Raw genomic sequence first — 21,702 nt, 5'->3', positions numbered from 1 at the left:
ATTTACATTCAATATTCGCGATTCTCGAATATTGAATGTAAATGCAGCTCAAACCCCAAGACTTCCTCGTTGCGCTCAAGCTGGTGGCTTGGGGTGAGCAGCGCTGGACGTATGCGCGGTTGGCGCAGGAATTGGGCATCAGCGTGTCCGAGGCGCACGCCTGCATCAAGCGCGGGTTGCAGGCAGGATTGCTGCTGCCGAACCGGTTGTCTCCGCCCGATGCGGCGACAGCCGGAGGTGCGCTGAGCGCGCAAGAGCCCATGGGCATTTACAGAGTTACGCGCAAGCGGGTACGCCGCGCTGCTGAGCCAGAGAGTGAGGTGGGCGCTGACAACGTGGTGCGGCCGCATGCACACAACCTGGCCGAGTTCGCACTCCATGGCGCCAAGTACGCCTTCCCGGCGGAAAAGCTACCGCTGGCTGTGGGCGTGCCAACCAGTCACAGCGCGCCGGCCTTCGCAGGCGTGTTTGCGCCCGGCAGTACGGACTTTGTGTGGCCGCATCCCAATGGCTCGGTGCGTGGTGTGGGTGTCGAGCCGTTGCACCCTTCCGTGCCCTTTGCTGCCATGCAGGATGCCAAGTTGTACGAAATGCTCGCCTTGTTTGATGCCCTTCGTGTAGGCAAGGCCCGTGAACGCGGGATGGCGCTGGATCGGCTGCAAGCGTTGATTGACCCGGATGCGCCCCAATCCGCCAAGGGGGCGCAGCATGGCTAACCCGAACCTGGCGTTGCTGCTGGGGATGGCGCAGGCTATGGGGCCGCTGTGCGATCAGGTGGTCTTTGTGGGTGGCTGTGCCACAGGGCTATTGCTGGATGACGCCGGCCTGATGGATGTGCGCCCCACGGAGGACGTGGACGCCATTGTGGAAGTAGCGTCGCTGGCAGGGTACCACCGGCTGGCAGAGCAGTTGATGCAGCGCGGCTTCAAACAGACTATGGCTGACAACACGCCGCCCTTTCGCTGGTTCTGGAACCGTATGCAGTTGGACTTGGTGCCGGTGAATGACAAGGTGCTGGGCTTTGCCAACCCCTGGTACCGCGTGGGCTACACAGATGCCGTACAGGCCGAACTGGCGCCGGGGCAGCGCGTGCGGCATCTTTCCGCGCCGCACTTTCTGGCGACCAAGTTCGAGGCCTTCAAGGATCGCGGGCAAAATGACGTGTACCTGAGCCACGATCTGGAAGACATCATGACGGTGGTGGAGGGCCGCTCCACGCTGGTGCATGAAGTGGCTGGCGCGCACGATTCCGTTCGCCAGCACGTAGGCCAGGCTGTGGCCGGGTTGCTGAAAATGCCTGCCTTTCACAATGCGCTGCCCGGTTTGCTAAGCAACCCGGAGCGGGAGCAAACCGTCAAGATGCGCCTCACCCGGATGGCCGCTGAATTCACACCTAACCCCAGTTAACCCACACATTCGCAACCCATGTCCACTTTTGAAATCGAAGGCGGAGTCCCCCTGCGGGGCACCATCCGCGCCTCTGGCAACAAGAACGCCATCCTGCCCATGATTGCGGCCTGCATCCTGACCGACCAGGAGGTGGTGCTGGACAACGTGCCCGACATTATCGACGTGCGCCACATGCTGGACGTGATCGTCGAGATCGGCGGCAAGGTGGAGCGCAGCGGGGAGCGCGTGAGCATCCATGTGGCCAGCGTGCGCACCAACGAGATTGGCCAGGCCCTGTGCAACAAGGTGCGCACCTCCATCCTCTGCGTGGCCGGCCTGCTGCACCGCACCGGCAAAGCGCGCCTCTACCCGCCCGGTGGCGACGTGATTGGCCGCCGCCGCTTGGACACGCATTTCTACGGCCTGATGAAGCTGGGCGCCAAGGTGTCCATCGACGCGACCTATGACTTTGAGGTACCCGGCGCGCTGACCGGCTCCGAGCTGTTCTTTGATGAACCTTCCGTCACTGGCACCGAGCACATCCTCATGGCCGCCGCCGTGAGCCGTTGCCACACCCTGATCCGCAACGCCGCCTGCGAGCCGCACGTGCAAGACCTGGCGCACCTGCTCAACGCCATGGGCGCCAAGATCACCGGCATTGGCACCAACCAGCTCAGCGTGGAGGGCGTGCCTTCCTTGGGCGGCGCGCACTACAGCGTGTGCCACGACCATATCGAAGCTGCGTCCTACCTGGCGCTGGCCGCCGCTACCGGCGGCGAAATCACCGTGGAGGGGACCGACAAGCACGCCTACGGCATGTGCCACCGCGTGTTTGAAACGCTGGGCGTAAAGATTGAGCTGCACGACAAGCACATCCACCTGCCCGCCAACCAGAGCCTGCGTGTGACGCGCGATTTCGACGGCGCCATGCCCGTGATTGGTGACGGCCCTTGGCCCCAGTTCGCCACCGACCAGATGAGCTGCATGATCACGCTTGCCACGCAGGTGGAAGGTAATGTGCTGTTCTTCGAGAAGATGTTTGAGTCGCGCCTGTACTTTGTGGACAAGCTCATCGCCATGGGCGCGGCCGCCGTGGTGTGCGACCCGCACCGTGTGGTGATCAGCGGGCGGAGCAAGCTGCGCGGCACCACGCTGCCTTCGCCCGACATCCGGGCCGGCATGGCGCTGCTGGGCGCGGCGCTGTGCGCCAGCGGCAAGTCCACCCTGCAAAATGCCAACATGATCCAGCGCGGCTACGAGAAGCTGGACCAGAAGCTGCTGGCGCTGGGCGCCCGCATTACGCAGAAGGCCTGAGATTGCTATATAAAGAGTAGCTGCTTGCGCATATTCCATAAGGGCTAGAGCCCTATTTGATGCCTAAAAGAGGCCTGAGCCATGAAAACCTTCTATAACCACCTGCACGCCCAGCACCAGGGCAAGGTCGAGATGTTCCGCGGCGCACTGGTGCCGTGCTTTGAAGTGCCCGCCCGCGCCGACCATGTGCTGGCCGAGCTGCAGCGACGCCAGCTGGGCACGGTGCAGGAGCCACAGGCCTTTGACGACAGCGCGCTCACCGCCATCCACAGTCCGCGCTACCTCAACTTCCTGGCCACGGCCTGGGACCAGTGGGTGGCGCTGGACCCGGCCAACGCGGACAAGGACATCCTGCCCTCGGTCTGGCCCACGCGCACCTTCCGCACCGACATCGAGCCCGACAACTTTGCGGCCAAGGTGGGGCTGTACTCCTATGACGCGGGTTCGCCCTTTACCCGCGGCACCTGGGTGGCCGCGCGTGCGGGCGCCCACTGCGCGCTCAGCGCGGCGCAGGCGCTGCTGAATGGTGACAAGGCGTCCTTCGCACTGAGCCGCCCGCCGGGCCACCACGCCGGCGCAGATTTCTTTGGCGGCTACTGCTTCCTCAACAACGCCGCGCTGGCCGCGCAGCACCTGCGCAATGCGGGCCTGAAGAAGGTGGCGGTGTTGGACGTGGACTACCACCATGGCAACGGCACGCAAGCCATCTTTTACGACCGCCCTGATGTGTTCTTTGCCAGCATCCACGGCGATCCGCGCACCGAGTACCCCTTCTACCTGGGCCATGCCGATGAAAAAGGGCAGGGTGCGGGGCTGGGCACCAACCTCAACCTGCCGCTGCCGCGTGGCACTGACTACGCCACCTGGGCGCAGGCGCTGGACACAGCCTTGGCCGCCATCCAGGCCTTCGGTGCCGACGCATTGGTGGTGTCACTGGGCATGGACACCTTCGAGGGCGACCCGATTTCTGGCTTCACCCTGAAGAGCGATGACTACCTGCGCGTGGGCGAGCGTCTGCAGAAGGCGGGCCTGCCCACGGCCTTCATCTTTGAGGGCGGCTATGCGGTGGAAGAGGTCGGCATCAACGCTGTGAATGTGCTGCAGGCTTTTACACGCGCTTAACAAGTTCTCGCGCGCCGGGTCCTTCCGGTGCGGCTAAGCTCCCGCCCCATGATCCAAATTTCTCACTTGCTGGCGCACTGTTGCGCTTCCCCCCGCCGCTACCTTGTGGCGGGCTTGTTGGGCGCCATGCTGGCGGGCACAGGCTTGCCCGCATGGGCCGACTCCGACGATGGCTACACCGAGCGACTGGTGGCAGAGTTCGCCCCCTGGGTAGGCAGTCCGCAGGACGCAGAGACCCTGGCGCAAAGCCTGCGCAGCGGCCAGCCCGCCGGAAGCGGTGCCGCCAGTGTGGTGCCTGCCACAGGGGCGTTGGGGTATGGCGAGGCACGGCTCGCCCTCAAGCTGGCCCAAGGCACCTTGGCACAAGAGGGCATCACCCAGCCCAGCGACGCACAAATCCACGCGGCCTTGCATGGCGGCACACTGGATACGGCCAATGGCCCCAAACAGTTGCCTGGCGTGTTGCCGCAGCGTGCACAGGGGCTGAGCTGGGGCGCTATGGCTCAAAGTGCCGGCGTGTCGGTGGAAGACCTGATTCCACCACGCTCCGCCGCGCCCAAGAAGGCGCCCGCAACCAAAGCGAGCAAAGCCAAAAAGAAAGCAGGCGCCAAACCCGTTGCCAAAGCGGCTGGCAAAAAGTCGGCGAAGACCGCCCCCAAAAAGACCGGTAAGTAATTAGCCCGGCGCGCCGTGGTTTAGGGCCTGCCGCTGCGCCGGGTGCGCAGCAGGGCCACCAGGCCTGTTGCTGCCACCGCAATCAGCACCAGTGGAAAGCCGGCCAAGGGTGACCACTCGATCAGCGCGCCTGACATGGCCGAAGCCACCAGCCCGCCCAGCGTGTAGTTCAGCACCAGCACCGCGGTGCTGTTAACCAGCGTGATGCCCTGCTCGCGCGCGCCGATGTCCGTCATGCTCAGGGTGTAGAGGCTGCTGCCTGCAGCCCCCAGCACAAACACAATGGGCCATGCCAGCCACTGTGCTTGGGCGACCAAGAGCAGTCCGCACGCGGCCAACAGTGCGATGGCCACACACAACGCCATGAGGGTGCGCCGCCCCCGGACCTTGTCGGTAAAACGGTCCGCCACCATGCCCACGGGAATGGCAATTAAGGTGCTGCCCAGGCCACTGACCGAAATCAGCAGTGCCGCTGCGGCTGCCCCCAGGCCAATGGCCAGGCCATACAGCGGAAGGATGGAGGCCAGCCCCAGCTCAAAAAAGCCGCCAATAAACCCGGCCAGCATGATGACGGGGTGGCTGCGCACGGCCAGCCACAGGCCACGCAGGCCCACCGGTGCTTGGGCCGATTCAGCATGCGGTGGCACCACCGGGATCAGCGCCGTCCATGCCAGGCCGACGCCGAGCAGGGCAATGACCCATCCCAGCGCGGCGTGCCCTTCCGGCCCGACCCAGGCCAGCAGCGTGGGGCCGATGATGAAGGTGGCGCCCACCATGGTGGCGTAGATGCCGATGTAGCGGCCCAGCCGGTCCGAAGGCGAGAACTCGGCAATAAAGGCCTCGGCCAGCACCCAGCGCAGGCCGCCTGCCACGCCAGCCAGCAGCTCCAGGGCAAACCACAGCCAGAGCGCGTCGGTGGTTAAAAATCCAATCGCGGCCAGCAGCGGCGCGCCTGACGCAAACCACATGGTGCGCCGCTGGCCCCAGCGCCGGGTGAGCGCGGAGGCAAACGGGGTGACGATAAAAATACCCAGCCAGGTGGTGGCGGCAAACAGACCCGCCACGGAGGTCGATACCTCGCGCTGCGTCAGCAGCACCAGCATCAGCGGCGAGAGCATGAACACGCCTGAGAGCTGGAACAGCGTGGACCCAAAGACCGCCAGCAGCCCCATAGGGCGCGCCGGGGCCGTTGCGCCGTGGAGCACCCACACTCATGCGCCACGCGCTCGCAGAATGGCCTGCGCCACTTCGGCAAAGCCAGCGCCGCGTTCAGCCTGTGCCACATAGCGCGGCAGATGGCTAAGCTGCGGGGCAAAGTGCGCGATGTTGGCCACGCCCACGCTGTGCGTGAAGTGTTCAAACATGGCCTGGTCGTTGCCCGAGTCGCCTACAAACACCCAGCGGTCCCGCTCGGCCGGCAGGTCGCACCCCAGCAGTTCGCGCGCAATCCAGCAGGCGCCCTGCCATTTGTTGAAGTTGCCAAAGCAGCCATGGATGTGGATGCTGCTCACCGTGGTTTGCATTCCATGGCTTTGCAGCAGGTCCAACACGCGTTGCATCGTCTCGGGCGCATGCCGGGCGAATTCCGCATAGTCAAACGCGAGGTCCGTCTCGCGTCCCGCGCTGTCGCGGCTGAGTTGCACGCCAGGAACCTCAGCCATCACCTGGGCCGCAATGGCCTGCATGCGGGCTTGGTTGGCGGTGCGTGTTGCGACATCTTGTTGATACAGTTTTGATAGCTGCTCACGCATATTTGACCGGGGCTGCAGGCCTTTTTGGCTTGTATTTGTGCCGGCTGTACCGTGCACAAAGGCCACCGCACCGTTCTCCGCAACCATGGCGTCCACCGGCCAGGCGGCACCGTGGGCGCCGGCCATAAACGGCTCGCACCAGCCAATGGGCCGCCCCGTGATGGGGATGACGTAGAGGCCTGCGGCCTTGAGGTCCGCCAGCGCCTGCAGCGCGTCCGCGGTGATGGCGCCCGCGGTGGTCAGGGTGTCGTCAATGTCGGTGAATACACCCACCACTTTGCGGCGGTCGACTTCGGGCCAGTGGGTCAGGGCTTGCATGCGGTTCGGTATGCTGTGGTGGTTGTGCGCCAAGGCGCGAAGGTATGGGAGGTGCTGATGTTGCGTGGTTTGATCATGGGCATGTCATTGTGGCTGCTGGCTTGGAGCGCTGTGGCGCAGACGCGCGGCGACCCATCTTTCACCTGCCAGCGCGCTGCCACCAAGATCGACAGCCTCATCGAAGACTGGCACGCCATGGTGCTCGAGTTCCATGCCGAGGCCCAAAACCCTTCGGTGCTGCAGATGTGGGCCGAGCACCGCAAGGGCAGGCTGAAAACCAATTTTCAAAAGCACTGCAAGCGCCAGTGGAATACCCATCAGGCCATCTTCACATGCTTCAGCGGCTCCGTCAGCGAGATGGGTTTGGCGCTGTGCCGACAGGCCGACACCAACCCCAACGACTGGCAGTACAAGCCCTAGCCGGGGAAACTCAAGCCAGGGCCTGATGGCCGGTCAGCCAGCGCTTTGCAGCGCCAGACCCGCATGCTCACGCAGCGGGTGGAAGTGGATCTTGGGGAAGCGCTCCTGCGCCAGTCGCACGTCATAGGGGCTGGTGCACAGGTAAGCCAGGGTGTCGGCGGCGTCCTTGGCCATACGCTGAGGGTAGGCGTAGACAAACTCTTGCAGCTCTTTGGGGGTGTCGGCGGTGATCCAGCGGGCGCCTGTGTACTGGCTGCCTTCCAGGCGAATATCGGCGTCGTACTCTGCCTTCAGGCGGTGCTGCACCACTTCAAATTGCAGTTGGCCCACTGCGCCCAGTAGCATGTTGCCGCCCATCTCGGGTTTGAAGACCTGGATGGCGCCTTCCTCGCCCAACTGGGCCAAGCCTTGTTGCAGTTGCTTGGTGCGCAGCGGGTTTTTCAGCACCACGGTCATGAACATTTCGGGCGCAAAGAAGGGCAGGCCGGTGTACATGAGGTTGACGCTGCCGTCGGTGATGGTGTCACCCAGCTGCACGCCACCGTGGGTGGTAAAGCCCACGATGTCGCCCGCATACGCCTCTTCCACCGCCTCCCGGCGCTGGCTCATGAAGGTCACCACGCTGGTGGGGCGCAGCTCTTTGGAGGTGCGCATCACCTTGAGCTTCATGCCCGGCGTGTACTTGCCGCTGGCCATGCGTACAAAGGCAATGCGGTCGCGGTGGTTGGCGTCCATGTTCGCCTGCACCTTGAACACCACACCGCTGAAGGCCTCGTCTTCAGGTTGCACTTCGCGCACTACGGGCTGGCGGTTCACCAGCGTGGTGCTGGTGCGGCTTTGTGGGCTGGGTGCCAGGTCCACCAGCGCGTCCAGCACTTCCATCACGCCAAAGTTGTTCACGCCGGAGCCAAAGAACACCGGCGTTTGTTTGCCAGCCAAAAAGGCGTCCAGGTCCCAGGCGGGGGAGGCGCCGGTGGCCAGTTCCATGCTTTCCATGGCCGTGGCCCATTCGTGGCCAAAGCGCTTTTCCAGCGCCGAGGCATTGGACAAGGGCACGGTGTCAAAGTCTTGGGGGCGGCGTTCGCTGCCGCTCTCGAACACGGTCATGGCCTGCGTGCGCAAATTAATGATGCCGCCAAACAACTTGCCCTGGCCCACGGGCCAGGTCATGGGCACGCAGGGCATGCCCAGCTCGCGCTCGATTTCGTCCAGGATGTCCAAGGGCTCACGCACTTCGCGGTCCATCTTGTTGACGAAGGTGATGATGGGCGTATCGCGCTGGCGGCAGACCTCGATCAGGCGGCGCGTCTGGGCTTCCACACCGTTAGCCGCGTCGATCACCATCAGCGCCGAGTCCACAGCGGTCAGCACGCGGTAGGTGTCTTCCGAAAAGTCTTTGTGGCCGGGGGTGTCCAGCAGGTTCACCACGTGGTCGCGGTAGGCCATTTGCATCACACTGGAAGCTACCGAGATGCCACGCTGCTTTTCAATTTCCATCCAGTCTGACGTCGCGTGGCGGCTGGCCTTGCGTGCCTTGACCGAGCCGGCGATCTGGATCGCGCCCGAGAACAGCAGCAGTTTTTCGGTCAACGTGGTTTTACCGGCGTCCGGGTGGGAAATGATGGCGAACGTGCGGCGACGGCGCGTCTCGGCGAGAAAAGTCATGAAGGGGGAGGGCTGCAAGCAGCGGCTGGGGCAAAGGGGAGGATTTTAGGGCCGACGCGCCATGCCGGGTTCTTGCAAGATGCTCGGGCACTGCGCGTGGCCGTGGGATGATGGGGTGGGTTGCTCTCCAACGGAGGAAACGGGGCATGCGCGTGTCACTGGGGTATATGTTGATTCAGGGGGTGTTGTGGGGGCTCGCCGCCCTTGCCGGCGTGTGCTGCTCGGCACTGGCCTGGCTGGCTTGGACACGGGCGCAGCTGCCATACAGCGAGAACGGTAGCTATCTGGATGGCGATGTGGTCGTGCATGAGCAGGCCGTGGCCGTGTATGCCGTGTTGGCGCTGGGCCTTCTGGGCGCATCCTGCGGGGCGGCTTGGGGCGCTTACTGCTTGCGCCGCAAACGGGCGAGACCGGGGCGCGAGTGAGCCAGCGACGCAGGCATCTACACTCCCGCCATGCAAAAAAGCGGCGGTACCACCAATATCAAGCAACTGGCACACGCCTTGGGCCTGTCCACCTCCACGGTCAGCCGTGCCTTGAATGGCTACACCGATGTGAACGAGCAGACCCGTAAGCGGGTGCAGGACATGGCCTCCACGCTGGGCTACCGCCCGGATGCAGGCGCGCGGCGTTTGGTGCGTGGCAACACCGATGCGGTAGGCATTGTGTATTCCGCGGCGGTAGAGAACCTGGGCAACCCGCAGTTTTTGGACATGGCCGACGGCTTGGGCGAGCGCCTGGAGCGTGACCACCTGGATTTGCTGTTGGCAGTAGCCAAAAACGAGACGGAGCTGGAAATCTACGAGCGCTTGTTTCGGGGCGGGCGGGTGGACGCAGTCATCGTGCCGAACACCCGGGTGCAAGACCCCCGCGTGGACTATCTTCTCGCAAAGGGGTACCCCTTTGTCGGCTATGGTCGCACCGCTGAATGTACTCACTATTCCTGGGTAGATTTCGACAACGACATGGGCAGTCGCCTGGCAGTGGAACATTTGCTGGCGCTGGGCCACACCCGCATTGCGTATGTGCATGCACCGCTGGAGCTGAACTTTGCCTTCCAGCGCCACCGGGGCTTTGTGGCCGCTTTGGCCGCTGCCGGGGTGGACAGCCCTGCGGAGTACTGCATTGGTGGCGTGAACGACCGCCGCAGTGGTTTGCAGGCAGCGGCCAGGGTGCTCGCATTGTTGCCCAAACCCACGGCCGTCTTGGTCGATAACAACCTCGGTGGTGTGGGGCTGATCCGCGGGCTCATCGATGCCGGCCTGCGGGTGGGGCATGACATTTCGGTCGTGGTGCATGGCGACATTCCGCAAGACACACTCCTGACCGGATTGGATGTCACCACTGTCACGCAGCCTACTCCGCAGACCACCGGTATCGCATTGGCCGAGATGGTGATGCAGGTTTTGCGTGCCCCGCAAGATAGCCCCTACCAAGTGCTGCGAGAGCCGGCCTTGCAGCTTGGGAGCAGCACCGGGCCGGCGGTGGCCGGCTGAAGAAATTTCGCTGTGCTTTGTCCCAGCGCACTAGTGTGGCAATCCGCATCGCGCTAAAATCGCCAACTTCCGAGGAGCGTTGCAGCTTGCCCGGTGCCCCCAGCGGCACGGCGAGTGAGGCTCGGAAAACACGGTGCGCCCTGCCCCGTGACCGTCAACGGCGCTCACCCACTGGTTTGTGTGCGGTGAGTTTTGCCTCTCAAAATTCAGCCTGCCAGTGGTTATTCAAATGAACTTTTGGAGTGAACCATGAGCGCTGTATTGAAATTTACCAAGACCCCCAAGGCTGCCCAAGCCAGCAAGCCTGCTGCATCCAAAGTGTTGGCAAAAGTGGTGCAAGCCGTTGCCGAAGACTTCAAGATTGCCGACATTTCTTTGGCTGCTTGGGGCCGCAAAGAGCTGACCATTGCCGAAACCGAAATGCCCGGCCTGATGGCCATCCGCGAAGAATTCGCCAAGAGCCAGCCTCTGAAGGGCGCACGCATCACCGGTTCCCTGCACATGACCATCCAGACCGGCGTGCTGGTCGAAACCCTGCAAGCCCTGGGCGCAGATGTGCGTTGGGCTTCTTGCAACATCTTCTCCACCCAGGATCACGCAGCCGCAGCGTTGGTGGCCAAGGGCACCCCGGTGTTTGCCCACAAGGGTGAGTCGCTGGACGAGTACTGGGATTTCACCCACCGCATTTTCGAGTTCAAGGGCAAAAAGGGCACCGCCGCGGAAGGCCCCAACATGATCTTGGACGACGGTGGTGATGCCACCTTGCTGATGCACCTGGGCGCCCGCGCCGAGAAGGACATCAAGGTGCTGGCCAAGCCCGGCAGCGAAGAAGAGGTGTGCCTGTTCAACGCCATCAAGGCCAAGCTGAAGGTGGACCCCACCTGGTACAGCCGCCGCCTGAAGAACATCATTGGCGTGACCGAAGAAACCACCACCGGCGTGATGCGCCTGGAAGAAATGTCTGCCAAGGGCACGCTGGCGCTGCGCGCCATCAACGTGAACGACTCGGTGACCAAGAGCAAGTTCGACAACCTGTACGGTTGCCGCGAATCCCTGGTGGACGGTATCAAGCGCGCCACTGACGTAATGATCGCCGGCAAGGTGGCCCTGGTGGCTGGCTACGGTGACGTGGGCAAGGGCTCCGCCCAAGCGCTGCGCGCCCTGTCCGCCCAAGTGTGGGTGACCGAGATCGACCCCATCAACGCCCTGCAAGCCGCCATGGAAGGCTACAAGGTAGTGACCATGGAATACGCTGCCGACAAGGCCGACATTTTTGTGACCACCACTGGTAACAAGAACGTCATCACCTACAAGCACATGGACGCGATGAAGGACCAGGCTATCGTCTGCAACATCGGTCACTTCGACAATGAAATCGACGTGGCTTCGCTGTCCAAATGCAAGTGGGAAGAGATCAAGCCGCAAGTTGACCACGTGATCTTCCCCAAGAGCGGCAAGAAGCCCGAAAAGCGCATCATCTTGCTGGCCAAGGGCCGCTTGGTGAACCTGGGTTGCGGCACGGGTCACCCCAGCTTTGTGATGTCGTCCAGCTTTGCGAACCAGACGATCGCCCAGATCGAGCTGTTCACCAAGCCCAAGGAATACAAGGCCGGTAAGGTCTATGTGTTGCCCAAGCACCTGGACGAAAAAGTGGCACGTTTGCACCTGAAGAAAGTCGGCGCCATGCTGACCGAGCTGACCGACGAGCAAGCGGCCTACATTGGCGTGAGCAAGGCCGGTCCGTACAAAAAAGAAACCTACCGCTACTAAGCCAGGGACGCGATGCGCATTGACCAACTGCTGGTACAGCGCGGGCTGGCCAGCACCCGCTCCCAAGCCCAGCGCCTGATCGCCGATGGCGTGCAATGGCGCAAGCTGGAGGTCGCTGGCGAAGTCTGGAAGCGCGTGGCCAAAAATGGCGACGAGGTTCCGGAGGACGCGGTGATTGAGCTGCTGGATGACTCCGAGGCGCGGTATGTGTCTCGGGGCGGCCTGAAGCTGGAGGCCGCGCTCAAGCAGGTGGGCCTGTCGGTGGCGGGCCTGCGTTGTCTGGACGTGGGGCAAAGCACGGGTGGTTTCACCGACTGCCTGTTGCAGGCAGGGGCTCAAGCGGTGGTGGGGGTGGATGTGGGCAGCGCCCAGTTGCACCCCAGCTTGCGCGCAGATCCCCGGGTCCTGTGTGTGGAGAGTGTCAATGCGCGCACCCTGTCTGCTGCAGATTTGATAGCTGCTTACGCAGACAGCACGGGGGCTGAAGGGCCGTTTGACCTTGAAGATGACAGCGAAACTTTTGAAGATTTCGACGGTGCAGAGGGCGAAGGCCCTGACGATGACGAGGCGGCTGAACTGGCCGCCTTGCCGCCCGAATTCGCACCGCCGTTTGATCTCTTGGTGGCAGATCTGTCTTTCATCTCGCAAACGCTGGTGTTGCCCGCCGCTGTGCACTTGCTCAAGGCTGGGGGAGTGCTGTTGACGCTGGTGAAGCCGCAGTTTGAGTTGCAGCCTGGCCAAGTGGGCAAGGGCGGCATCGTCAAAGACCCGGCTATGTACGCCATCGTCGAGCAGCGCTTGCGTGAGGCATGTGCCGAGTTGGACCTGACGGTCACCGCGTGGTTTGACTCGCCCATCGAAGGTGGCGACGGCAACCGCGAATTTTTCATTTGCGCCCGCAAGGCGGGCTGAGCGCAGACCTGGCTTAGGCCAGGGGTTGCGAGACGGAGATGCTGATGTTTGCGAACCACCGAATTCCGCTGAGTCTGGAATTCTTCCCCCCCAAGACGCCCGAGGGGGCAGAAAAGCTGCGCAGTGTGCGCCAGCAGCTCTACACGTTGCAGCCCGAGTTTTGCTCGGTCACTTTTGGTGCGGGCGGTTCCACACAAGAAGGCACGTTCAACGCGGTGCGCGAGATTCTGGCGGAAGGCGTCAGTGCCGCCTCCCACTTCTCCTGCATCGGTGCAACCAAGGCGACGGTGCGTGAGCAACTGGCCACGCTCAAGGCCATGGGCGTGAAGCGTCTGGTGGCATTGCGCGGCGATCTGCCCAGTGGGTATGGCGCAGGTGGTGAGTTTCATTACGCCAGCGACCTGGTGGCATTTATCCGCGCTGAGACAGGGGACGATTTCCATATCGAGGTGGCTGCCTACCCCGAGGTGCATCCCCAGGCCAAATCACCTGCCAGCGACTTGCAGGCTTTTGCAGCCAAGGTCAAGGCTGGGGCTAACTCCGCCATCACCCAGTATTTCTACAACTCTGACGCCTACTTCCGTTTCGTGGAAGAGGTGGACGCCCTGGGGCTGGCGGTGCCGGTGGTGCCGGGCATCATGCCTATCACCAGTTCGACCCAGTTGCTGCGTTTCTCGGATGCCTGCGGTGCCGAGATTCCGCGCTGGATTCGCCTGCGCCTGCAAAGTTATGGCGACGATGTGGCGTCCATCAAAGCTTTTGGGCTGGAGGTGGTGACGGACTTGTGTGAACAACTGCGAGCCGGCGGCGCCCCAGCCTTGCACTTCTACACCATGAACCAGAGCGCGGCTACGCTCGCGTTGTGTGCCAACTTGGGACTGGCCGCCAGCTAGAACCTCAGCCTGTAAGGGCATTCAGTGGGCGGCGATTTCTGCGCGTTTGGCAGTATGAGCCGCCCACTGAATGCCCTTGCAGGCGTCCGAGCGAGAGGGTCAGCCCGCCGAATCCAGCGTAAACGCTGCGTTGCTGTCTTGCCCCAGCAGCTCCACCATTTGCGGCAAGGCGTCTTTGAGCAGGGCCTTCAGTGTGTGGGGTGGGTTGATCAGGAACATGCCGCTGGCGGGTAGGCCAGGACGCACTACTTCGCCTTGCGCGTCCTGTGTCAGCTTGCTCGATTTGACCGTCAGCGTGGCATGCAGCCACGACTTGCCGGCCTTGTTGGCCATGGTTTTCAGGCGTTTGGGCAGGTCATGGGCTTCGGGCCGCGGAATGATGGGGTACCAGACGGCGTAGGTGCCCGTGGCAAAACGTAGCAGGGCGTCGGCAATCATGTCGAGCACGCGGCCATAGTCGTTCTTGACTTCGTAGCTTGGATCGCACAGCACCAAGGCGCGGCGGGACGGTGGCGGCAGGAACTTCTTCAGCCCCTCAAATCCATCTTCGCGCAGGATGGCCACTTGCCGGCCTGCTTCGAGCTGGGCCACGTTCGCCATCAGGGTTTTGGTGTCGGTGGGATGCAGCTCGAACAGCTTGAGCTTGTCGCGCGCTTCTTCCCGCAACAGGCTCTGGATGATGAAGGGCGAGCCCGGGTACACACTCCAGTGCTCGCCGTTGTTGAAGCCGGCCACCATGTCCACATAGTCTTGCAGCGCGGGGGCGAACGGTTGTTTGGGTTTGGTGGCTACCAGCTTCAAAAAGCCTTCTGCCGCTTCTTCACTGGTTTTTGCGTAGTCGCCATCCAGGCGATACAGACCGGCTCCCGCATGTGTATCGAACACATTGAGGGCAGTCTCCTTTTGCGTCATATAGCGCAGGACCGCTAGCAAGACGGTGTGTTTGAGGACGTCGGCATGGTTGCCGGCGTGAAAGGCGTGGCGGTAACTGAACATCCCCTATGATACCCACGCAGGGCACCCACGCCACAGGCGTATTCGTTGGATACAAGGGCCCGCAAGTTCCGCACGGCTTTGCGCCGCGATCTCTACACAGTTACAGAATGCGTGAAAGTACATCCCCGCCCAGTACGTCTGCCGTGTCCCCTTTGGGGCATGTAGATGCATTGCCGCCTGGCGCCATGCTGGGTGAGTTTGAAGTGCAATCGCTTTTGGGCGTGGGTGGATTCGGCATGGTGTACCGCGGATACGACCACACCCTGCACCGCCCCGTAGCCATCAAAGAGTACATGCCCTCGGCTCTGGTCGGGCGTGGCGCCAGTTTGGCGCTCACGGCTCGCTCCACGGCCGATACCCAGCCGTTCCAGACAGGTTTGCAGTCGTTCATGGACGAGGCGCGTCTGCTGGCGAGGTTTGAGCATCCTTCGCTCGTCAAGGTGTACCGGTTTTGGGAGGCCAACAACACGGCCTACATGGCCATGCCGCTCTATGAGGGGATGACGCTCAAAGAAGCCCGTCGCCGCATGAGCGGTCCGCCGCCAGAGGCTTGGTTGCGCCAAGTGCTGTGGTCGGTGCTGGAGGCATTGCGCGTGCTGCATGACAACGCCATGCTGCACCGCGATGTGTCGCCAGACAATATTTTTTTGCAGGATGTGGGGCCGCCTGTTTTGTTGGATCTGGGCGCTGCCCGGCGGGCCATTCTGGATAGCAGCCACAAACACACGGCCATTCTCAAGGTCAATTACGCGCCGATTGAGCAGTACGCCGATGCGCCCGACCTGCGCGAGGGTCCATGGACCGACCTGTATGCGCTGGCGGCGGTGGTGCATGGCTCGGTGTGCAACGAATCCCCGCTACCCGCCACATTTCGGGTAGTGCGTGACCGCATGCCGCCCTTTGCGCAGGTGGCCCAGACTGCGCAGACCCACTTTGGTCAAGCGTATACCCCCGACTTTGTGCGTACGGTGGCCCATGCCTTGGCCATAGAGCCTGACCACCGCCCGCAAAGTGTGGATGCATTTGCCCAGGAAATGCTGCTGCAGCCGCCGTCTGACATGGCGCGGTTTGATTGGCGTGATGCCCTGGGCCCTGGCGTGACCCTGGACACTGACGCCCCACCCGTAAACGCACCCACCACAGCCTTGCTGACCACACAGCCCGCACCACAACCGCGGACCCAATCCTTGGCGGCCAAGCGCCGTCGAGGGGAGGCTCGAGATGTCAAGGCCGCGCGCAGGCCACACGGCAAACGCGATGTAGCAAAGCGCAAAACCCGTGCTCCTGCTACCGCCAATTGGGTATTTGGCGGAGTCTTGGCCTTGGTTGCCTTGTTGCTGCTTGTTAGTGCTTACTTGGCTTTACGCAAGCCTTCTGCGGTGCTGGACTCCCGGCCGCCGGTGCCGGAGGTCAGTGTATTGACGCCGGCCACGGAGGCGACGTCGCCCTTGGCTGCCAGTTCGGCGCCTGCCAGCCCCGCTGTGCAGGCTATCTTGCTGCCGCCCAAGCCCAGCCTGCCCAAACCGCTTCCCTCCACGCCGGAAAAGCCTGCCCCTGCCGGGCCAGGCAAACCTGTCCGATCGGAAGTCCGTCCAGCGGTACCCGCGGCCTCTGCCCCGACGGGGGCGGTTGCGCCGCCGGAGTTGTGTCCTAACGCCAGTATCTGGACGCGCAGCATGTGTGTATACCAAGAGTGTCAGAAACCGGAATACGCTCAGTTGCCGGTGTGTATCGCGGATCGCAAGCGCTGGGAGAGCCAGAACAACAGGGTCACCAGCCCTTGATTGGCGCCGGGTTTGGGTTTTCCTGCATTTTTTGTATAATCGAGGGCTTCGCAGCGCTTTAGTGGCTCCGCGGCGAAGCTTGAACTCCCACCTAAGAGATTCCCATCAGAGGAACGCCGACCGTGGAAAAGAGCCCGACAAACCCTCCTTTAAAGAGAAATCTCATGTCTACTTTCAGCGCAAAACCCGCTGAGGTCGTGCACGAGTGGTTTGTGATTGACGCGACCGACAAGGTCCTCGGACGAGTAGCCAGCGAAGTTGCTCTCCGTTTGCGCGGCAAACACAAGGCCATTTACACGCCTCACGTCGATACCGGTGACTTCATCGTCATCATCAACGCATCCCAGTTGCGTGTCACCGGCGCCAAGCCGATTGACAAGGTGTACTACCGTCACTCCGGCTACCCCGGCGGCATTACTGCCACCAACTTCCGTGACATGCAAGCCAAGCACCCTGGCCGCGCTTTGGAAAAAGCCGTCAAAGGTATGCTGCCCAAGGGTCCCCTGGGTTACGCCATGATTAAGAAGCTTAAGGTTTACGGTGGTGCTGAGCATCCCCACACAGCCCAGCAGCCCAAGGTTCTGGACATTGCTGGTATTTCCAACAACGCTGTGAAACGTGAGGCAGCCCAATGATCGGTGAATGGAACAATGGCACCGGCCGTCGCAAATCCAGCGTCGCCCGCGTGTTTCTGAAAAAAGGCTCCGGCCAAATCGTGGTGAACGGCAAGGCGATCGAAAAGTTCTTCGGTCGTGCAACCTCCATCATGATCTGCAAACAGCCCCTGCTGTTGACCAACCACGCTGAAACGTTTGACATCATGGTCAACGTGGCTGGCGGTGGTGAGTCCGGCCAGGCTGGTGCAACCCGCCACGGCATCACCCGGGCTTTGATCGACTACGACGCGACCCTCAAGCCCGTCTTGAGCCAGGCTGGCTTCGTGACACGTGACGCACGTGAAGTCGAACGTAAGAAGGTCGGCTTCCACGGCGCTCGCCGTCGCAAGCAGTTCTCCAAGCGTTAATCGCTGGCAACGACTCGTTGCAATTGCAAAAGCCGCCAGGGTGCAAATCCTGGCGGCTTTTCTTTTGGGGCTGCTAGACTTCGCTCTCCATGAGATTCCGCCTGCTCCGCCGCCGCCTCACCATCAGTGCCCCCCGCATGGCCGTGCGCAGTGCCTTGCCTTGGCCTTTTCGCTGGGCAGTGCTGGCGATTGTGTTGGGTTTTTGTGCGGCCATCGGGTTGTGGGCGTTTGAGTTCGGCAAAAATATTGCTGGACTGGAAAAGGGCTCCAAGGAAGAGCTGTTGCAGCTCAGGGCTGAGGTCTTGGCCCTGCGTGGTGAGCTGGTCAGCGTGAAGGCCGAGCGTGATGAAGCCCAGTCGGTGGCCAATACCGCCGATACGTTGGTCACTGCGGAAAAGGCCTCGCATGAGAAACTGCTGGCACAGGTGAAGCAGCTGGAGGCTGACAACCGTTTGCTTCGTGATGATTTGGGTTTTTTTGAAAAATTGATTCCAGCAGGTTCGGTGGATGGTCTCGCAATCCGTGGTTTGCAGGCCGAACTGATTGCACCGACAACGCTAAAATGGCAGGCGCTGGTGATGCAGCCGGGTCGTAACACGCAAGAGTTCAATGGTCGTTTGGAAATAACCTTTGCGGGCACGGTGAATGGCAAACCCTGGACCGCTACTTTGCCTGACGGCCCCATGCCGATCAAGGTCAAGCAATACGGGCGGATGGAGGGCGAGTTGGCGCTTCCTCCTCAGGTCATAGTCAAGAGTGTCTCGGCACGGGTTCTTGAAGGATCGGTCGTTCGCGCGTCCCAGTCCATCAAGCTGTAATGTCTACAGAGGTTCATCATGTTTAATAAAAAGAAGCAGCCCCCGATCAAAAGCCTGATTGCCGAAGGTACCCAGATTGAAGGTAACTTGGCCTTTTCTGATGGGCTGCGTGTCGATGGAACCATCGTCGGAAATGTGCTGGCAAGTGATGGTGGTGCCAGCATCCTCGTGATTTCTGACTCCGCAAGCATTACCGGCGAAATTACTGCTGATCACATCATTGTGAACGGCACGGTAAAGGGCCCGATCCACGCGCGCCATATGCTAGAGCTGCAACCCAAAGCCCGTATTGAAGGTGATGTGGAATACGCGGCGCTGGAGATGCACCAAGGCGCCTTGATAGCTGGCCAGTTGCGCCCGATGCTGGGCAACGAAGAAAAACCCACACTGAAACTAGCGGCAAATAACCAGTAAGAAGAATTCCCGAGCGAATTCCTGTAGTATTTGTCCATCCTGATTGAGACCGGAGTCCGCCATGAGCGCCGTTGCTGAAAATATCCAAACCGAAATGCCTGCCCCTATCCTGTTCACCGACAGCGCCGCTGCCAAGGTGGCGGATCTGATTGCGGAAGAAGGAAACCCAGACCTGAAACTGCGCGTCTTTGTGCAAGGCGGTGGCTGCTCTGGTTTTCAGTATGGTTTTACGTTTGATGAAATCACCAACGAAGACGACACCACCATGACCAAGAATGGGGTGTCTCTGTTGATTGATGCGATGAGCTACCAGTACCTGGTGGGCGCCGAGATTGATTACAAGGAAGACCTGCAAGGCGCTCAGTTCGTGATCAAGAATCCGAACGCCACCACGACCTGTGGTTGCGGCTCATCGTTTTCGACCTGAGTGTTGCGGCCCTGCTCAGGCAGGGTAGATTGCACCGAGTATGCGGGCGCCTTGGGCGCCCGTTACTTTTGGCAGACTCGCCGTTTGGCGTAGGCACGCTTGTCGGGCCAACCAAGCAAAAGCAGTGGCTTCTACTTGCAAGGGGGGGAGCCCACGTGCATCTGAGGGCAGTACCCGACAGTCTGGAAGATGGTGTGCCAAACGCTGCATTAAATGGGCGTTCAGGGCGCCACCACCGCATACCACCAACATGCTACACGCCGATGCTGCGTTCTGGAGGGCCTGGGCGCAGGAGAGTGCGGTGAGTTCGGTCAGCGTGGCCTGCACATCTTGCGGCAGAAGGCCAACAAATTGGCGCAGGTGATTGTCCAGCCACGCCGCGTTGAACAAATCCCGCCCCGTACTTTTGGGCGGTGGCTTGGCAAAGAATGCTTCGTCAAGTAGCGTATTCAACAAGTCAGTATTCACTTTGCCACTGGCGGCCCATTGGCCTGCATCGTCAAACGCTTGGCCGGTGTGGCCGTAACACCATCCGTCCATCAGTGCATTGCCGGGTCCACAGTCAAATCCCAATACCGGTGTTTTGGAGGCGGAGTCCAAGATCGTGACATTGGAAATGCCGCCAATATTCAGCACAGCCTGTGTGGTGTTGGGTTGGCCAAAAAACGCCTGATGAAAAGGTGGCACCAGTGGCGCACCTTGGCCACCCGCTGCTACATCCCGGCTGCGGAAGTCGGCCACCACGTCGATGCCGCACAGCTCGGCCAGCAAGGCCGGCTGGTTGAGCTGCAAGGTGTAGCCCGTGCCATCAAACTCTTGGGGCCTGTGGCGAACCGTCTGCCCATGTGCGCCAATGGCACGTATTGCGTGCGGATGGCATTGCGTATGTGCCAGCAGGGCTTGAACCACATCTGCATAACAACGCACCAAGGCATTACCGGCCAAGGCTGCCCGATGCAGTTCGTTGGAGCCTGCACTGTTCAGTGCCAGCAGCTCAGCGCGCAGATTCGAGGGAAACGGTGCGCTGGCATGGTGCAAAACGCGCAACTGTTCGCCGGAGAAATCAACCAGCACACCATCAATACCGTCCAGCGAGGTGCCAGACATCAAGCCTATGTAGAGCTCCGGCACAGACTGAATGTCTATTCCGCGCTGGCCAGGCTGACTTGGGCTGCGGCGCTCAGCTGGGTGCGAACTTCGGCAGCGGTCTTGTCGAACAACGGCTTGGCAGAGGCGGTGACCGGGATCGACTCACTCTGGCGGGCGATAGTCAGGGGGTCGTGGTGCACGCCGTTGACGCGGAATTCAAAGTGCAGGTGCGGGCCTGTGGCCCAGCCGGTGGAGCCCACGGCGCCAATATTCTGGCCCTGGCTGACGGTCTGCCCCTTTTTGACTCCAATGCGGCTCAGGTGGGCATACACCGTGGTCTGGTTGTTGCGGTGCTTGATCATCACCACATTGCCAAAGCCATTTTGCACGCCAGCAAAATCGACGACGCCATCACCCACAGTGCGCACTGGCGTGCCGGTTGCCGCCGCATAGTCCACGCCCAGGTGGGCGCGCCATTTCTGCAGGATGGGGTGAAAGCGCATTTTGAAGCCGCTGCTCACGCGCGAAAACTCCATGGGCGATGCCAAGAAGGCGCGGCGCAGGCTATCGCCTTCGAGTGTGTAATAGCCGCCCTTGCTCGCTTCTGCGGCAGTGGGCTCGCGGAACCACATGGCTTGATGGGCCTTGCCGGCATTGACGAACTCGGCGCTCAGCACACGGCCGGAGCGCAGCGGCTCGCCATCGCCTTCCAGCGTTTCGTAGACCACCGAGAAGCGGTCCCCTTTGCGCAGGGCGCGGTGAAAGTCGATGTCGCCCGAGAAGATCTCGGCCAGCTGCACCGCAATGGCGTCCGGCAGGCGCGCGTCGTCGGTGGCGGCAAACAGCGAGGTCTGGATCACACCACCGCCCAAGCGGGTAGAGGCCACCAGGGGCAGGGTTTCCAGTTGGGCCGTGAAATCTGTGCCTTGCTTGCGGATGCTCAGGCGCTTGAAGGTACCGTCGTCCATCGGACTCCAGCGGGCGGTCAGGCTCAGCAGCGACTGTTGGTCGTCCACCTCCACCGTGACATTACGGCCCGCGCGACCCAGCAAGACTTGCTGCACTTGGCTGTTGGTGCGCAAAAACGCGGCGGCGGCGGGGTCAAACACGCCCAGGCGTTTGAGCAGGCTGTCCGCGGTGTCGGTGGAGCGTGTGAGCTCTGAACGGTACAAAGGCGTTGCGGGCAGGGCCGACAAGGTGGCCTCGGGCAGCACCAATTGCAGGGGAATGGACTCGACCACGGTGCGCACCGGCAGGTCGGCTGCATCAGGCGCCAGGTTGGCGACAGCGAAGGTGGCACCCGTGCCGCCGACCAACAGGGCGGCGACGATGGCGGTGATGCGTTTGGGATGGCGTTCTGTCAGGTCGCGGGCGAAGGCAAGACAGGTCTCTACGGCCTGGATCAATCCGTGTTTCAAAATCTGG

Annotated in this window: 23 protein-coding genes and 1 riboswitch; of the genes, 17 read left to right on the top strand and 6 right to left on the bottom strand. The window is 61.8% G+C overall.

The features are described 5' to 3' along the window. The first annotated feature begins 41 nt into the window (after positions 1-41). The 5 genes from U5O12_RS10650 to U5O12_RS10630 all read left to right on the top strand — a co-directional run bounded on the left by U5O12_RS10650 (position 42) and on the right by U5O12_RS10630 (position 4,500). On the top strand, positions 42-716 hold the full coding sequence (locus tag U5O12_RS10650; RefSeq protein ID WP_322578611.1) for a hypothetical protein: 675 nt from the start codon (positions 42-44) through the stop codon (positions 714-716). Beyond that, a complete protein-coding gene (locus U5O12_RS10645) occupies positions 709-1,407 on the top strand; it encodes a hypothetical protein (RefSeq protein ID WP_322578610.1) in 699 nt (232 codons plus the stop codon). The genes U5O12_RS10650 and U5O12_RS10645 overlap by 8 nt, the downstream gene beginning before the upstream one ends. 18 nt (positions 1,408-1,425) lie before the next feature. Then, entirely contained in the window at positions 1,426-2,703 is a 1,278-nt protein-coding gene (gene murA, locus U5O12_RS10640; RefSeq protein WP_322578609.1) for a UDP-N-acetylglucosamine 1-carboxyvinyltransferase, read from the top strand. Between the two features lie 81 nt (positions 2,704-2,784). Continuing rightward, positions 2,785-3,825, top strand: coding sequence for a histone deacetylase family protein (locus U5O12_RS10635; protein WP_322578608.1), 1,041 nt, complete (start codon positions 2,785-2,787; stop codon positions 3,823-3,825). 48 nt (positions 3,826-3,873) lie between these two features. Then, positions 3,874-4,500: a hypothetical protein gene (locus tag U5O12_RS10630; RefSeq protein ID WP_322578607.1), complete on the top strand. Its 627-nt coding sequence runs from the start codon at positions 3,874-3,876 to the stop codon at positions 4,498-4,500. Positions 4,501-4,520: 20 nt separating this feature from the next. Here the strand turns inward: U5O12_RS10630 and U5O12_RS10625 are convergent, their stop codons facing one another. Further along, positions 4,521-5,672: an MFS transporter gene (locus U5O12_RS10625; protein WP_322578606.1), complete on the bottom strand. Its 1,152-nt coding sequence runs from the start codon at positions 5,670-5,672 to the stop codon at positions 4,521-4,523. A gap of 39 nt (positions 5,673-5,711) precedes the next feature. Then, the gene (locus tag U5O12_RS10620) at positions 5,712-6,569 is read right to left on the bottom strand and encodes an HAD-IIB family hydrolase (protein WP_322578605.1); all 858 of its coding nucleotides are present in this window, start codon (positions 6,567-6,569) and stop codon (positions 5,712-5,714) included. Between the two features lie 57 nt (positions 6,570-6,626). On the opposite strand from U5O12_RS10620, the gene U5O12_RS10615 reads away from it, so the two are divergent. Further along, complete coding sequence (locus tag U5O12_RS10615) at positions 6,627-6,989, top strand: hypothetical protein (protein ID WP_322578604.1); 363 nt, start codon at positions 6,627-6,629, stop codon at positions 6,987-6,989. Positions 6,990-7,022: 33 nt separating this feature from the next. Here U5O12_RS10615 and U5O12_RS10610 read toward each other — a convergent pair whose 3' ends face one another. Beyond that, complete coding sequence (locus tag U5O12_RS10610; protein ID WP_322578603.1) at positions 7,023-8,654, bottom strand: peptide chain release factor 3; 1,632 nt, start codon at positions 8,652-8,654, stop codon at positions 7,023-7,025. Between the two features lie 146 nt (positions 8,655-8,800). Between U5O12_RS10610 and U5O12_RS10605 the strand changes: the two genes are divergently transcribed. The 5 genes from U5O12_RS10605 (at position 8,801) to metF (ending at position 13,725) form a co-directional block, all read left to right on the top strand. Continuing rightward, the gene (locus U5O12_RS10605; RefSeq protein ID WP_322578602.1) at positions 8,801-9,079 is read left to right on the top strand and encodes a hypothetical protein; all 279 of its coding nucleotides are present in this window, start codon (positions 8,801-8,803) and stop codon (positions 9,077-9,079) included. A gap of 30 nt (positions 9,080-9,109) precedes the next feature. Further along, positions 9,110-10,150, top strand: a complete 1,041-nt coding sequence (locus U5O12_RS10600) for a substrate-binding domain-containing protein (protein ID WP_322578601.1) — start codon at positions 9,110-9,112, stop codon at positions 10,148-10,150. 65 nt (positions 10,151-10,215) lie between these two features. Continuing rightward, a riboswitch (S-adenosyl-L-homocysteine riboswitch) is annotated at positions 10,216-10,323 on the top strand. A gap of 76 nt (positions 10,324-10,399) precedes the next feature. Then, positions 10,400-11,920, top strand: a complete 1,521-nt coding sequence (gene ahcY / locus U5O12_RS10595) for an adenosylhomocysteinase (protein ID WP_416221478.1) — start codon at positions 10,400-10,402, stop codon at positions 11,918-11,920. Positions 11,921-11,932: 12 nt separating this feature from the next. Beyond that, positions 11,933-12,832, top strand: a complete 900-nt coding sequence (locus U5O12_RS10590) for a TlyA family RNA methyltransferase (RefSeq protein WP_322578600.1) — start codon at positions 11,933-11,935, stop codon at positions 12,830-12,832. Between the two features lie 44 nt (positions 12,833-12,876). Continuing rightward, entirely contained in the window at positions 12,877-13,725 is an 849-nt protein-coding gene (metF, locus tag U5O12_RS10585) for a methylenetetrahydrofolate reductase [NAD(P)H] (protein ID WP_322578599.1), read from the top strand. A 99-nt stretch (positions 13,726-13,824) separates the two neighbouring features. On the opposite strand, the gene U5O12_RS10580 is transcribed toward metF, so the two are convergent. Next, the gene (locus U5O12_RS10580; RefSeq protein WP_322578598.1) at positions 13,825-14,721 is read right to left on the bottom strand and encodes a 23S rRNA (adenine(2030)-N(6))-methyltransferase RlmJ; all 897 of its coding nucleotides are present in this window, start codon (positions 14,719-14,721) and stop codon (positions 13,825-13,827) included. 107 nt (positions 14,722-14,828) lie between these two features. On the opposite strand from U5O12_RS10580, the gene U5O12_RS10575 reads away from it, so the two are divergent. From U5O12_RS10575 to erpA, 6 genes are all read left to right on the top strand, one after another. Continuing rightward, the gene (locus tag U5O12_RS10575) at positions 14,829-16,505 is read left to right on the top strand and encodes a serine/threonine protein kinase (RefSeq protein WP_322578597.1); all 1,677 of its coding nucleotides are present in this window, start codon (positions 14,829-14,831) and stop codon (positions 16,503-16,505) included. Between the two features lie 164 nt (positions 16,506-16,669). Then, complete coding sequence (gene rplM, locus U5O12_RS10570) at positions 16,670-17,140, top strand: 50S ribosomal protein L13 (RefSeq protein WP_094477216.1); 471 nt, start codon at positions 16,670-16,672, stop codon at positions 17,138-17,140. After that, positions 17,137-17,529 carry a 30S ribosomal protein S9 gene (gene rpsI, locus U5O12_RS10565; protein WP_094477218.1) on the top strand — a complete coding sequence of 131 codons (393 nt, stop codon included), beginning with the start codon at positions 17,137-17,139 and terminating at the stop codon, positions 17,527-17,529. The genes rplM and rpsI overlap by 4 nt, the downstream gene beginning before the upstream one ends. Positions 17,530-17,618: 89 nt before the next feature. Continuing rightward, positions 17,619-18,347 (top strand): DUF6776 family protein, encoded by a 729-nt coding sequence (locus tag U5O12_RS10560; protein WP_322578596.1) that lies wholly within the window; start codon positions 17,619-17,621, stop codon positions 18,345-18,347. 18 nt (positions 18,348-18,365) lie between these two features. After that, positions 18,366-18,761, top strand: coding sequence for a polymer-forming cytoskeletal protein (locus tag U5O12_RS10555; protein WP_322578595.1), 396 nt, complete (start codon positions 18,366-18,368; stop codon positions 18,759-18,761). 61 nt (positions 18,762-18,822) lie between these two features. Beyond that, positions 18,823-19,188 (top strand): iron-sulfur cluster insertion protein ErpA, encoded by a 366-nt coding sequence (gene erpA, locus U5O12_RS10550; protein WP_087495111.1) that lies wholly within the window; start codon positions 18,823-18,825, stop codon positions 19,186-19,188. Between the two features lie 15 nt (positions 19,189-19,203). On the opposite strand, the gene U5O12_RS10545 is transcribed toward erpA, so the two are convergent. Continuing rightward, positions 19,204-20,328, bottom strand: coding sequence for an anhydro-N-acetylmuramic acid kinase (locus tag U5O12_RS10545; RefSeq protein ID WP_416221479.1), 1,125 nt, complete (start codon positions 20,326-20,328; stop codon positions 19,204-19,206). A 2-nt stretch (positions 20,329-20,330) separates the two neighbouring features. Then, the gene (locus U5O12_RS10540) at positions 20,331-21,695 is read right to left on the bottom strand and encodes a M23 family metallopeptidase (protein WP_322578593.1); all 1,365 of its coding nucleotides are present in this window, start codon (positions 21,693-21,695) and stop codon (positions 20,331-20,333) included. Positions 21,696-21,702: the final 7 nt, after the last annotated feature.

Source organism: Rhodoferax sp., assembly GCF_034519335.1.
GTDB lineage: Bacteria > Pseudomonadota > Gammaproteobacteria > Burkholderiales > Burkholderiaceae_C > Allorhodoferax.
This window is presented reverse-complemented; position numbering and strand designations above follow the sequence as displayed.

Coding starts and splice junctions, on each gene's coding strand:
- murA (WP_322578609.1), top strand. CDS start 1,426: ATGTCCACTTTTGAAATCGAAGGCGGAGTCCCCCTGCGGGGCACCATC.
- ahcY (WP_416221478.1), top strand. CDS start 10,400: ATGAGCGCTGTATTGAAATTTACCAAGACCCCCAAGGCTGCCCAAGCC.
- U5O12_RS10580 (WP_322578598.1), bottom strand. CDS start 14,721: ATGTTCAGTTACCGCCACGCCTTTCACGCCGGCAACCATGCCGACGTC.
- erpA (WP_087495111.1), top strand. CDS start 18,823: ATGAGCGCCGTTGCTGAAAATATCCAAACCGAAATGCCTGCCCCTATC.
- U5O12_RS10590 (WP_322578600.1), top strand. CDS start 11,933: ATGCGCATTGACCAACTGCTGGTACAGCGCGGGCTGGCCAGCACCCGC.
- U5O12_RS10620 (WP_322578605.1), bottom strand. CDS start 6,569: ATGCAAGCCCTGACCCACTGGCCCGAAGTCGACCGCCGCAAAGTGGTG.
- rpsI (WP_094477218.1), top strand. CDS start 17,137: ATGATCGGTGAATGGAACAATGGCACCGGCCGTCGCAAATCCAGCGTC.
- U5O12_RS10605 (WP_322578602.1), top strand. CDS start 8,801: ATGCGCGTGTCACTGGGGTATATGTTGATTCAGGGGGTGTTGTGGGGG.
- U5O12_RS10630 (WP_322578607.1), top strand. CDS start 3,874: ATGATCCAAATTTCTCACTTGCTGGCGCACTGTTGCGCTTCCCCCCGC.
- U5O12_RS10575 (WP_322578597.1), top strand. CDS start 14,829: ATGCGTGAAAGTACATCCCCGCCCAGTACGTCTGCCGTGTCCCCTTTG.
- U5O12_RS10610 (WP_322578603.1), bottom strand. CDS start 8,654: ATGACTTTTCTCGCCGAGACGCGCCGTCGCCGCACGTTCGCCATCATT.
- U5O12_RS10635 (WP_322578608.1), top strand. CDS start 2,785: ATGAAAACCTTCTATAACCACCTGCACGCCCAGCACCAGGGCAAGGTC.
- rplM (WP_094477216.1), top strand. CDS start 16,670: ATGTCTACTTTCAGCGCAAAACCCGCTGAGGTCGTGCACGAGTGGTTT.
- U5O12_RS10625 (WP_322578606.1), bottom strand. CDS start 5,672: ATGGGGCTGCTGGCGGTCTTTGGGTCCACGCTGTTCCAGCTCTCAGGC.
- U5O12_RS10560 (WP_322578596.1), top strand. CDS start 17,619: ATGAGATTCCGCCTGCTCCGCCGCCGCCTCACCATCAGTGCCCCCCGC.
- U5O12_RS10645 (WP_322578610.1), top strand. CDS start 709: ATGGCTAACCCGAACCTGGCGTTGCTGCTGGGGATGGCGCAGGCTATG.
- metF (WP_322578599.1), top strand. CDS start 12,877: ATGTTTGCGAACCACCGAATTCCGCTGAGTCTGGAATTCTTCCCCCCC.
- U5O12_RS10555 (WP_322578595.1), top strand. CDS start 18,366: ATGTTTAATAAAAAGAAGCAGCCCCCGATCAAAAGCCTGATTGCCGAA.
- U5O12_RS10600 (WP_322578601.1), top strand. CDS start 9,110: ATGCAAAAAAGCGGCGGTACCACCAATATCAAGCAACTGGCACACGCC.
- U5O12_RS10615 (WP_322578604.1), top strand. CDS start 6,627: ATGTTGCGTGGTTTGATCATGGGCATGTCATTGTGGCTGCTGGCTTGG.
- U5O12_RS10650 (WP_322578611.1), top strand. CDS start 42: ATGCAGCTCAAACCCCAAGACTTCCTCGTTGCGCTCAAGCTGGTGGCT.